The sequence below is a fragment of the Shewanella sairae genome (assembly GCF_023283535.1).
GTDB lineage: Bacteria > Pseudomonadota > Gammaproteobacteria > Enterobacterales > Shewanellaceae > Shewanella > Shewanella sairae.
This window is the reverse complement of sequence record NZ_JAKILT010000008.1, coordinates 13,655-25,874: the sequence shown is the minus strand read 5'-3', so window position 1 is coordinate 25,874 and position 12,220 is coordinate 13,655. Positions and strand designations below refer to the sequence as shown.

Here is a 12,220-nt window from a genome sequence, read left to right as displayed (position 1 = left end):
ATTGTTGTTGGCTCATGACTTTACCTCGCCTAAATGTGCCGTATCGACGCCAGCTTCTACAAACTTGGCTAACTCACTTAGCCTATCTTTGTGATAAAGGCTTAGCAGCGGTGCCAACAGTTGATTAGCGATGTTGCCAAAATTATCTTCGGTGAAATCATCAGGAAAATTAAACAAACGTTGAAAATGCGGTTCTAGCCCTTCACCTAATTGGCTTTGTTCATCAAGCCATTGGGATTGCGCTTCAATCAGCTTTTGCCAATGCGAGCCTTCAGCCTCAACATAAGCGAGGGCTGTGCGCGGCATAAACATGAGCGGATGAATTTGTCCTTGCTGGAAATAACTTAACCACAGGTTTAATTGTGCTTTGGCCTGATCTGGCGTAATCGGTGCAAATGCGTGGAAATTACCGATATCTAGCAGGTAACTGCTCATTGGCAACGACGATTGCTTATTGCTTGCATCTTCTTGCTGCATGGCGCACAAACACAAGTGGCGTAGATACACGCGGATCAAATCGCGGCCATTGGCGGTGCCTGGGCGGTAATTGACTAAGCCTTTAGCACTTAAATCATCAATACGCCCCACAAGGTTGAGGCTTAACTCTTCAAAGTGTAAGTCGATATCTATTGAATGCGACTTATCGCCTTTCAAGTATAAGCTTCTGCCAACTAACGGTTTAATGTCATGCAAGTACTGATTGAGCAGCAAGTCATCAAAGGGTTTTAATGGTAGGTTGCCTTGCGCCTTTAAGCGTTCGAGCAACTCTTGATTGGGTTTTTCGACGCCGCTATCAATAGCGCTGTCGAGTAACACGGCTTGGAGTTTATAACGTTCAAGCGCGTTTAGGCTAAATGGCTCATCATTGTCGTCTGCTTGGATAGATAAGCTAAGATCCACTTTAAGAGTACGGTTAAAGAAATACTGCGCTGGGTTTCTAAAAAAGCGAATTAACGCTGATACTTCCAATTCAGGTACTGTTTGATCAGCATTGCTATCATCAGTAAAAGGTAATATTTGGCTATTAGCACCGATAAATCGTTTGCCATGCTTGCTTGAGTCAACAGAATCCTTATCCATTACCGTTGAGGCTGGACACCACTGGGCCGCATAGCTTTGCTGGATAGGTGATGCCTCTTGGCTTGCTGCAACTTGATAGAGTCTGCCATCAAAGGGCTGCAATGGCTGCTTGATAATAAGCCGCTCACGGATCTGCTTTTCAATACTATCGATTAAGTTCGGCTCAACCTGCTCATCATGCAAATGCTGCTCAAGGGATTGCGGCAGGTAAACCAGCTGGCAATATTCGACTAATTCAGAAACCAGCATCGACGGGATCCGCTCAGAATCATCACGCTCACTGTTACCAATAAAGCTGATGTAAAGTTGCTCTCTTGCCGATAGAATTGCTTCTAAAAATAGGTATCTATCATCTAAACGGCGTGAGCGGTCACCTTTTCTTGGCCCCATTTGCGCCACTAAATCAAAACCAACAGGGTGCTGCACTCTTGGGTAAACGCCATCGTTCATTCCCAGTAGGCATACCAGTTTAAAAGGAATTGAACGCATTGGCATTAAGGTACAAAAGTTAACGCTACCGGCAAGGTAACGCTGACCCACCCGAGATTCGGATAAACGGCTATTGAACCAGTTTTGCAGCACTTCAATGGTAAGTGGACTAGTGTGGCCGGCTTCTGTTAACTCATCATTGAGCTTTGCAATCGCGTCGCGGATCTCTTGTTGCTGCACCCGCTCATCATCGTCAACCTCATAAAAATCTTCAAGAATACTTTCAAGTTGTGCCATGCGCTGCTCAAGGTTAGATACTTCAGCTAATTCTTGCTGCACTTGATCGAGAGCTTCAATAAAATCGAGTAACTTACCCAGAGCTTGCGCCGTTTGACCTTCAACACCGTTGACTGACAAGCTGTGTTGGTAGATTGGGGCGTCATCGCTAAAGCTATAGCCTAAGATGAGCCTTTTAATGCCAAAAGACCAAGAGTTTTGCTCAAATGCGGGCAGTTGATACTCTGTGCGGCTGGCTTCATTGCGGCCCCAGCGCACACCAGCTTGCTCTAACCAGCGTTTGATGACGGCTAAGCTTTCATCATCAAGCTCAAAGCGGCGCAGCACTGCTGGCACCTCTAGAATACTGAGGATATCTGTGAGTCCAAAGCGGCTTTGATTGATTTTCAATAGATGTAAAAAGCTGGCAATCAGTGGTGATTCCTGAGCTGCGCCGCGATCGGCAATGGCATAAGGAATATAATGGCTGCCTTGTTTGGCGCCAAATACCGCGTCGATATAAGGCGCGTACGCCGCCACATCGGGCATCATGATCACTATGTCTTTGGGGCTAAGCGCAGCTTGTGCATTGGTTTCTGGGCGCGATAGCATTTCGAGTAAATGGTCGTGCAAAGTTTCAACTTCACGCAGCGGGCTGTGGCAACTTCTCATGGTGATTGAGTTGTCATCAGGTGTTATCACCCGTCGGCCATCAAGGCTTAAATAAAGCGCGGCATCTGGTCCAAGGCTTTGGCCGCGAGTGCTGAGCTCTAAAATATCGTATTGCACGCCGCTTAACATGCTTTTGGTGTTAGGCTCTTGATAACAATCAAAGTTAAAAGCCGTATGCTCTTCTGGCAGTTCGAGCAATAAGTCGAGCAGTTCACGGCCCATTTTGCCGTTATTGGCTAGCAATGGGTTGCCCACTTCAAGTTTATCTTCCCATTCTAGTTCAAGTTTGTTTTTGTCTGCATATTGCAGCGCCATGCGTGCACGCAGGCGAGGATCGACAATATCCCCCCAGTAATGCTGACACGGACTTAAATTCAACATGATGACGTCAATACGCTTAGCTAAGTAGTGCAGTACATCTAAGGTTTGTGGCGCCATTGATGAAATACCAAATACAAATAGCCGTCTTGGTAAAGCATCTAGATTAGTGTTTGGCTCATCAAGAGCATCAAACAGCGCTTGATGTAAATTGGCGCGGTGATACTGACTTTTGTGTAGGGTATTGGCATTAAAGTCGATTAGTGCGCGCCACAGGATCGGTTGCCATGCTTGTGCAGGGCTGAGCTTATCGCCTTTTGGCGGCAGGGTTGGCTCGTTAGCTTCCCATGCTGTTATCCAGTCTGGACGGTAAACTAAGTATTGGTCAAAAATATCGGCGATTTGGCCACAAAGCTGATATAGCTTTAATGGATTCTGCGCGGTTTCTTGGTCGCCGATAGCGTTTGTTTGGTTATCGAGTGCTGCGCTGCTTGATATCTCTGTTTCAGCATTGCCGTTATTAAGGTAATTTGCCAGCGGTAAGAAGTCTTCCCGATCGATTAAGGTCGGCAACAGCTCCATAAGCTTCCATGTCATGGCGGCTTTGGTAAACGCGTTCTCTTTGGGAACGTCATCTAGCAAGGTGTGGCAAAGTTGCCAGATAAAACTAGAGGGTAGCGGGAACTCAAGTCCTGCGGCAATGTTATTCTGCCTAGCAATTTCTAATCGTAACCAAGTGGACATGCCCGGGCTTTGCACCAAAATGTGTTCAGGCATTAATAGCGGGGTATTAGGTAAGGGCGTTTTCAGCTCATGAGCTAACAAGGCTGATAATGCTTCCATTTGGTTAGATTGCACGAGATATAGCATGGCGGTCCTTTAACAACAATGCAGTCGAATGGGCAGCTAGGCTGCCAGATTAATCCATTCTATGTGTTTGCTTTATCAAGTGCCAATCTCTGTTTTAGGATATTGATTTTTAACCATCTTGATTGCTTGATAAGTAATCGAGAATAGCGTTTTTTAGCCTGCAAACTCGAATTTTGATATTTAACCGCAATGAAATATTGAGTCAGTTTGTCAAAGTCTTTGGCTATGATGGGAAACGCTTTTGATACGCGAATATTGTAGTCTTGTGGACCTTCGTGGTGAGCTCTTGGTAAGCCCCTTAGACGTAACATCTTACAGACGGAGTAATAAGCATTGAGATGTTTATCACTTGAGCGATGAAACTGAATTAACCCTGCACTGTAGGCAATACTTAGGCCAATAATAAGTAGGCTTATAATGATAAAAATAGTCAGCTTAGTCTGGCTGACTTCACCTAAAATATTTTTTAGTACTCTTTGCTGTTTGTTGCTGTCAAAGTCTAATACCCAAACACTCCAAAAGTAATCAATGCTAGCAAGTTGCAACCGCATCTGATTAAACAAGGCATTGTCACGATAAGCGAGAGCGCTAAAAGGGTTATCCATCAAGTAGGTTGAATCAGGATCGAAAAAAGCGTCAAAACCTTGCTCTACTCGCTGGTGAGCTATCATGGCGGTTGGATCAAAGCGCACCCAACCACGCTGAGGAAGCCATACTTCTACCCAAGCATGAGCCATATATTGATAAATACTGTAATAACCCGCAGTTGGGTTGAATTCTGCGCCTTGATAACCGGTAACAAGCCGAGCTGGCAGCCCGCTAGCTCGTGCCATAAAGGCAAATGCGCTGGCGTAATGTACACAAAAACCTGCTCTATTATGGAGCAGAAAATCATCAATTTGCTGCTCTCCAACTCGAGGCGGTTTCAATGTATAAAAATAGGGTTGCTCGGTGAAGTAGTTCATCATGGCATTGAGTCTGGCATCGGCAGCTGAATAATTATCTGCAAACTGCTTGGCAAGTGCGAGAGTCTTGGGGTTACTGTTGCTGGGAAGTTGCAGGTTTATTTTGCGCTCTTTTGTACTCAGCGTTGCATCCATTACTTGACTGTCGTCACTCGTTACACGGTATAAGCGCCGTTGAGTAATAGGCCTATTAGCGTAAAGCGTATAGTCAGCTAGACGTTGTATTCCTCTATCTGTGCTGGTGGCTGTATCTAATCCATAAAGCCAGTGTTTTCCGCTTGTTTCAGCAATGACGGTATAAGTTAAAGGCGTATTGTTACTGGCACTAAAGGTGATGTCTTTAGGTGTTGCAGCGTTTTGTTGTGTATCAATAATACGCGCATTTTGGGTCCAATCTTTACCGTTATAGTCTTCCATAACCACTGCGCGCCAATACATTTCGTTATTGCTTGGTGCCTTAGCATCAAATGTTGCCCGAAACGCTAAAGCACTTGAGCGAGTGAGCTCACCAATGTCACCAAAACTGACTTTGTCTGATAGACCTGTTTGCGCTTTATTTTGCGGCGGCACTTTCCAAAGTGGTGGTAATCGGGGTAAAGCGAGAAATAAAATAATCGCTAAGGGTAAGCTCTGCAGTACGACTTTACTGCCAAGCTTAGCGGTATATTTAAAGCTCCCCTTATCATGATATAAGCTGATTAACACACAGGTATTGATGATGGTGACGATAAGTAAATGCATCGTTGAGGCTAAAGATTGCAGCTGAAGAAAGGTAAAAGCGATAAGGAAGTAGCCAACGAGTACCACTGCTCGCACGTCACGGCGGTTGCGCATCTCTATATATTTCAGTGCGTAGCCTAGAATGAGTAAATTGACCAAAGCGGTCAGTAGCCCAATTTTCCCCGCCACCATGGTTAATGTGGTCGCCGATGCAACAGCTAGGCTGGTGACTAACCACTTAGGTGGCTTGGCCACTTTGCCTAAGTAAATCCCAATGCGCCAGAAGATACAAATAGTACAGATCGCTAATGACCAGAGTGTGATTTGCTCATAAAGAGGTGACAATATGGCGATATTGGTAATGAGTAGCCACATTAATGTGTGGCGTGAAATGCTTTGGCGTTCTTGGTCAGTCATGACTTGATTTCGCCTTGTTGAATTGAGGTAAAAGCGCTAACTGTGTTTGCATGGATATGCGATGTTGCTCCCCATGGGAGGGAGCGATGGTGTTACCTGCAAGAATGGCCCCAAACATTTGTTTTTTCTCACTTAACTGTTCGGTATGCCAAGCAAGATGGCTTATCGCTAATTCCGGATCGAATGTGTTTTTATCTAAAGAGAGCCACATAGGCGCTCCCTGCGGTTGCTCAAACTCTTTTGAAAGCATGCCTCGACCTTGGGCCCATTGCTTCCACGCGACTTGCTTTAAGGGCTCGCCAACTTGGTAGTCACGTAAACCTTTATACTCATCCACTCCTGAGACATATTTACCGCTATCATGTTGCTCATCGTGCTGGCTTGTTGCGAGCTTTATCGGTTTTGGATCTGCGATGGGTTGCGCAAACACTAATTGTTCGATGGCGAGATCGACGTGAGACCAGGCTTTGCATAGACCGAGCGGATAGTGACTTTCGACTTTGAGCCTACCGGGGCGATTTATTCCTCTGTGGGAGTGGCTAAAAGTGATAAGGCCTTGAACTGGTTGCTCGGCGACAGTCTTAATCACTTCTAACGGCTGGTTTGGGAAATTAAGTTGGAGTTCATAGGCTTTACTTTTAGAGCAAAGCCTAATTGGGAAATAGATGGGCTGGTTTGCAAAGCAATGGTTGGCTTTAGTGCTGGTTAACGTTAAACCCGCTAGATTTTTATAACTGTAAATAATACAGGTATTGAAAATACTCAGTAGTAAAAAGCTAAGGCCCATTATCAGGTTATTTTGGTAATTGGTGCCCAATAAAAACAGAATAATAATCAGCACTAGCCACGTCATACCAAAACGCGTTGGTAATATGAAAATGCTTCTATGATTTAGGGTAACCTGCTCATTAGCGGGCAGGCGACGAGAAAGCCATTGTTGCCAACGTAAATGTAGTTTTTGCTTTAAAGTACGTTTGCTTTTAGGAGAATTCAGCATAGCTATTTTTCACATGGATAACACATTGTATCAGCTCCAACAGGCAGCTTAATCAGGCAATTATTTACTCTGATCATTTACAAGATTGGGTTCACTTTATTGAGTATTTCTGCTGACAAGGCTTCACCTTGTTGCTGTGAATACTGTCTTAGCCTGTGTTCTGCAACATGAGGAAAGATTGCTTGGACATCTTCTGGAACAAGATATCGCCTACCATTAATTAATGCCCAAGCTTTAGCTGCGTGCAATATTGCTTTGCTAGCCCTTGGGGATAATCCAGCACCATTACTTTGAGTTCTAGAAGCGTTGACTAAAGCCAAAATATAATGAAGGAGTGCATCAGATGCACTGACATTGTCGACTTCAGATTGTAGCTCTTGTAATGTCGATGCCGATAGACATTCATTTAACACTGCGGGTTTTTCGCCATTTTTTAATCCTTTTAGCATATTAAGTTCTGCTGTGGGATCGGGATAACCAATGGAGATCCGCATCATAAACCTGTCTAGTTGGGACTCTGGCAATGGGAACGTGCCTGATTGCTCTGTAGGGTTTTGAGTGGCAATCACAAAAAACGGTTGTGGAAGAGGCGAGGTAACACCATCGAGTGTAATTTGCTGTTCAGCCATGGCTTCTAATAAAGCACTTTGGGTTTTGGGGCTGGCACGATTAATTTCGTCTGCCAGCACCATTTGATTAAAGATTGGCCCTGGATGAAAAGTAAACTGTGATTGCTGTTGATTAAATATCGATACGCCAAGAATATCTGCCGGAAGCATGTCACTAGTAAACTGAACCCTTTGATAACTTAAGCCGAGTGACTGTGCTAACCCTTGTGAAAGGCTTGTTTTACCCATGCCGGGAAGATCTTCTATGAGTAAGTGGCCTCGGGCTAAAATACAAGTCAGTGCTAGTTTTATTTGCTGTTGCTTTCCAAGTAGTACCGTTTCTAGTTGTTGTAATACGATATTTATGTTTTGCATACACGCCCTGTGACCATATTCTAATTATTATCCTTTCATTTCCCACTATGGTGTAAATCTGAGTTGCTTTCCAGTGCTTTTAGGGGATTTGTATCGGTTGCAGAATGTTCGCAATAGTTGTGCTGGTTTTGACCTGCAAAAATTGTGATTTAAACAGAAAGCCTTGAACAAAATCAACGCCTATTTGAGTGGCGAATGCGAGTTGTTTCTCGGTTTCAATACCCTCCAAAATGGTGACTTTATGAGTTTGTTTAGCGAAGTTAATTAGAGAAGCCAATAAGTGTTGGTATTCAGGTTGGTCGGCCATTGTTAACCAATGCTTATCGAATTTTATGCAGCTTACAGCGCTGATTAATTCTATCGATACTAAGGAATGTGGCGCACCGACATCATCAAGAGCTACGTCAATATGTTCGTTGAGTAATTGCTGGATCAGTTTCCCTGATAGTTTTGCATCGTTTATGCAAGTGTTTTCAATTATCTCCACACAAAGTTTGGATCTGCTTTTTAGTAGTGTAAGCATTTCTTTATTGTGAGTTTCTACAGCATGAGGATCGATATTGACATACAAAGCATAATCAACTGGCGCATGCTGTATTTGTAGCCTCTTAGCTTCAAGCTCAACTTTCGCTAACCAATCTTGCTTTTTGTGTAGCTGCTCGAAAACGATATTGGGTGCTATAGTGCTACCTTCAGGAGTATAAAAGCGTGATAGGGCTTCGTAGCCAAATACAGTGAGCGATTGAGGGCATACTAAAGGCTGAAATTCGGCGCCCAGTTTCAATTGAAAATGATTCGACATAAATTCATTTTAATAATGAGAATTATTTACATTAACATGTTTTCGAGTGCGTACGAGTATCTTGAGGTGCGTTTGGCTTATTTATAAGCGCTTATTGATGAATAATTAGCATTATTCATCAATAAGCTTAACTAATAGCAATATAGGTACTCAAAGCTACTTAGGTGTCTGCTTATAGTAAGCTTAGTATTTAAATTGCATATCTCGCTCTGAGAGTAATTCAGCTTTTTTGTCTTGTTTTACCTGATAGATGACCTTATAGCTCAGTACTGCTTGGACATACTCTCGTGTTTCACGGTAGGGGATAGACTCAATAAAGCTAATAACATCTAGCTGACCATCACTTTTCTTTAACCAGCTCTTAATTCGGTGAGGTCCGGCATTGTAAGATGCAGTTGCTAGCACTTTATTATTTTTGAACTGTTTTAGCAGCCCGCTGTAATATGCGCTACCGAGCTGAATATTGAGTTTTTCATCGTACAAACTTTTAATACCGCGGTAAGGCAGTTTCGCCTTCTTAGCAGTTTGCTTTGCGGTTGCAGGCATAAGCTGCATATAACCGCGAGCACCAACTCCAGAGGTTGCATTCGGGAAATAGGCGCTTTCACGACGAGATATTGCCCGAATTTCATCAATATCAACTGCATAGGTTTTACTCGCTTGGCTAAAAGCGCTTTGAGCTGCGTAGGGGAATCGCATTTGCATGTCATTCCACAATTTGGCTTGGATACTGGCTTGTACGCCAAGGCTATGCCAGTTCTGTTCAACAGCATAAACGCCATACTCTTTTTGCATCGCTTGGTTATGGCGCTTTAACAGCATCACCCATTCAGCTCTTGCGTCTGATTGCTTGTCAATAGCCAGTAATTCACGCACTCTTGCAAGCCCTTTATCATCAAAGAGGGTTTCCCTAAGGTCTTTAATACTTTGACTGGTTTGGTTTTGTAGCTGAAAAGGCTGTTTTTGTTTCGCCGCAGCAAGGTAACCGTAAAAGTTTCGCTCAAGACGTAATTCATTAAATAACGTTTGAGACTGCTGTTGGCTTTGCTTACTGTTTTCTCGCGTCAAAACCTCAGCACGCCAATATTTCCAACGTGCGGTATTTTGTTTTTGCTCGCTAAGCTGAGGTAAAAATTTAGCAAAATTCGCTTGGTCATTATCACGAAGGGCCCAGCGTAAACGCATTTCGACTAAATCATCACTATCAAGTAGCGGTAGAATGGTATCGGCATAACTTTGCAGCTCGATGACTTGATAAATCAGTGTTCGCCTAACTAAATAGCGACTTAGTTTGCGGCCTTGATAATCGCTAAAGCGATCTGCTTTTTGGTAGGCAGCAAAGAGCTTTACAGCTTGTTTAAGATCTTTTTTGGCCAGCTTTCTCAAGCCGAGATCAACAATGGTGGCATTAATTTTTGCTGAGCCGCTGTATTTTGATTTGTGTCTTAAGCGACGGGGATCTTTATAGACAGCTAAAAGCCGTTTGGCATCATTTTTGTTGGTGGTGAGTTGTCTTGATAAGTATGACAGCAAACCATATTGACCTTGCTCAAAGCTGAGCAACATGCGAGACCAAATTAGCTCTTGGGTACGATGTCCGGCTTTTTGCCATTCTCTAAACAGCGGATCACACTCTTTTGGGCGAGAACGGCCATAGAGCCACAGAGATTTAGCACCATCGAAAGCGACTTGTTGATCACCTTTTTGTAGCTGTGCACGATAAAAGTAGCATTGAAGCGCCACATTATTGGGTTTATTGGGGCTAATTTCGAGAAAGTCGCTCCAGCGTTTTTGGCTACCACTGCGCTTTAGATAACGGTAGCGCCCCGTATTATATAGGGGACTACCTTGGAATTGATAGAGTTGTTGCTGTGCTTGTTTGCCTGAAAGCTTAAGGATCTTGTCAATATTATTGTGAAAATCTAAATAAATCGCTAAAGGATAATCACCTAGCTTTTCGCGCATGCTGTGATATTGACTAAGGTGCTGCTTATTGAGCTTGCTTCTTGCGTCTAGGTACAATTGCTGCTCTTTAGTCAATGACGACGCAGCCACAGCCCCCGACGCGACGAGGGCAAAAAGACCAACAAAAATGCGACTTAACTGCTTGTGCATTTATTAAAATCCTCTTAACTATCCTTATTATGAGTACATTTTTGACGGATTTGCTTAGGCTTTTGCAAAATCATCATCAGATAAGCTTAGTGCTTTATCTAAAAGTTGGGGGTCTAGTTTTTTACTGGTTTCGACGCCTAACTGTTGCATTTGATGAGCTTGGCGGATCACATTGCCTTTGCCTATAGACAACTTATTCATTGCATTAGAAAAGTTCTTATCTGCTGACTCAAGCGCTCTGCCAAGTTTTTCCATGTCATCTAAGTAACCACAAAGCTTGTCGTAAATTCTTCCCGCTTGTTTAGCAATCATCTGAGCGTTTTGGTTTTGGTACTCATAACGCCAAATATTATTGATCGTTCGTAGTGCCACCAATAGGTTGGTTGGGCTCACTAGCATGATGTTACTTTCTAGTGCGTAGTTGACTAAGCTAGGATCATGTTCGAGCGCTAATAAAAACGCAGGCTCTAGCGGAATAAACATTAATACATAATCTAAGCTTTTTACCCCATGAAGCTTCTGGTAATCCTTCTGACTTAAGCCTTTAATATGGCTACGTACAGAAATAATGTGCTCTTTTATCGCTTGGGCGCGGATCGCTTCGTCATCACTATTGAAATATCTTTCGTAGGCAACAAGTGACATTTTTGCGTCAATTACGACATCTTTGTTTTCGGGTAAATGTACGATTACGTCAGGTTTAAAGCGTTTGCCGTTGTCATTTTTAAGATCGGTTTGGGTGTCGTATTCATGACCTTCTCGAAGACCACTTTCTTGTAATACTCGCTCAAGAATGACTTCGCCCCAGTTACCTTGTTGTTTATTATCGCCTTTTAATGCTTTAGTTAGGTTAACAGCATCTTGGCTCATCTTTAAGTTAAGCTCAGTTAATGAGTCTAATTGATGTTTTAATGCGCTACGCTGAGTTTGTTCATGGGAATAAGATGCCTGTACTTGCGCTCTAAAACCTTCGATTTGCTGCTTAAATGGTGCTAACACACTGTCTAATTGCTGGTTATTTTGGCTTTGTAGCTTTTCACTTCTGGCTTCAAAAATCTTAGTTGCAAGGTTTTCAAATTGACCGTTAAGACGCTGCTCTGAGTCTTCAAGTAGTTGGATTTTATCGTTGAGTGCTTGCTCTTTAGCGTCATAGCTTGCAGCGAGTGTTTGTTGCATCGCGTTGGATTTAGAGAGCGCAAGCTGGGTTTCCATTTGCTTACGTTGGTTATCAGTCAGTGCTTGTTCAAGCTCTTTACATCGCTCGGCTTGGGCTTGCGCCTTACCCAACTGTTCCAGCCGAAATTCGAGTTTGTCTTGATATTGGTCTATGGTCAGTTCTTTTTGATGGATGTTTTCTTTTAATTCTAGAATTTCACTATTTAGCTCGAGTTTGGTTTGTTCCATTTCATCCAATAATTGACTTCGAACGTATTCCCACTTAACACGAGTCTTACGTTGATTAAATAATGCGCCAATTAACATTGCAAGAAAGGCAATAGCAGAGATAATGACGATTTGTCCGGTTGAGAATGCAAGATCTAAAGGCATGTGAGAAGGCTCTTAACATGATGAATGA

7 protein-coding genes are annotated in these 12,220 nt (G+C 43.2%); all 7 read right to left on the bottom strand.

The window, feature by feature from the left end:
- Positions 1-12: 12 nt before the first annotated feature.
- Positions 13-3,645 (bottom strand): exodeoxyribonuclease V subunit gamma, encoded by a 3,633-nt coding sequence (gene recC / locus L2748_RS04800; RefSeq protein ID WP_220780857.1) that lies wholly within the window; start codon positions 3,643-3,645, stop codon positions 13-15.
- Positions 3,646-3,704: 59 nt separating this feature from the next.
- Positions 3,705-5,747 carry a transglutaminase TgpA family protein gene (locus L2748_RS04795; protein ID WP_220780858.1) on the bottom strand — a complete coding sequence of 681 codons (2,043 nt, stop codon included), beginning with the start codon at positions 5,745-5,747 and terminating at the stop codon, positions 3,705-3,707.
- A complete protein-coding gene (locus tag L2748_RS04790) occupies positions 5,740-6,744 on the bottom strand; it encodes a DUF58 domain-containing protein (RefSeq protein WP_220780859.1) in 1,005 nt (334 codons plus the stop codon). Before L2748_RS04790 ends, L2748_RS04795 begins: the two co-directional genes overlap by 8 nt.
- A gap of 77 nt (positions 6,745-6,821) precedes the next feature.
- A complete protein-coding gene (locus tag L2748_RS04785; RefSeq protein WP_220780860.1) occupies positions 6,822-7,727 on the bottom strand; it encodes an AAA family ATPase in 906 nt (301 codons plus the stop codon).
- Between the two features lie 79 nt (positions 7,728-7,806).
- A complete protein-coding gene (locus L2748_RS04780) occupies positions 7,807-8,529 on the bottom strand; it encodes an EAL domain-containing protein (RefSeq protein WP_220780861.1) in 723 nt (240 codons plus the stop codon).
- Between the two features lie 183 nt (positions 8,530-8,712).
- On the bottom strand, positions 8,713-10,644 hold the full coding sequence (locus L2748_RS04775; protein ID WP_220780862.1) for a transglycosylase SLT domain-containing protein: 1,932 nt from the start codon (positions 10,642-10,644) through the stop codon (positions 8,713-8,715).
- 54 nt (positions 10,645-10,698) lie between these two features.
- Positions 10,699-12,192, bottom strand: coding sequence for a DNA recombination protein RmuC (gene rmuC / locus L2748_RS04770; RefSeq protein WP_220780863.1), 1,494 nt, complete (start codon positions 12,190-12,192; stop codon positions 10,699-10,701).
- Positions 12,193-12,220: the final 28 nt, after the last annotated feature.

Bases quoted from the DNA above. Each gene is read 5' to 3' on its own strand.
- L2748_RS04795 (WP_220780858.1), bottom strand. From the start codon at position 5,747: ATGACTGACCAAGAACGCCAAAGCATTTCACGCCACACATTAATGTGG.
- L2748_RS04775 (WP_220780862.1), bottom strand. From the start codon at position 10,644: ATGCACAAGCAGTTAAGTCGCATTTTTGTTGGTCTTTTTGCCCTCGTC.
- L2748_RS04780 (WP_220780861.1), bottom strand. From the start codon at position 8,529: ATGTCGAATCATTTTCAATTGAAACTGGGCGCCGAATTTCAGCCTTTA.
- recC (WP_220780857.1), bottom strand. From the start codon at position 3,645: ATGCTATATCTCGTGCAATCTAACCAAATGGAAGCATTATCAGCCTTG.
- L2748_RS04790 (WP_220780859.1), bottom strand. From the start codon at position 6,744: ATGCTGAATTCTCCTAAAAGCAAACGTACTTTAAAGCAAAAACTACAT.
- L2748_RS04785 (WP_220780860.1), bottom strand. From the start codon at position 7,727: ATGCAAAACATAAATATCGTATTACAACAACTAGAAACGGTACTACTT.
- rmuC (WP_220780863.1), bottom strand. From the start codon at position 12,192: ATGCCTTTAGATCTTGCATTCTCAACCGGACAAATCGTCATTATCTCT.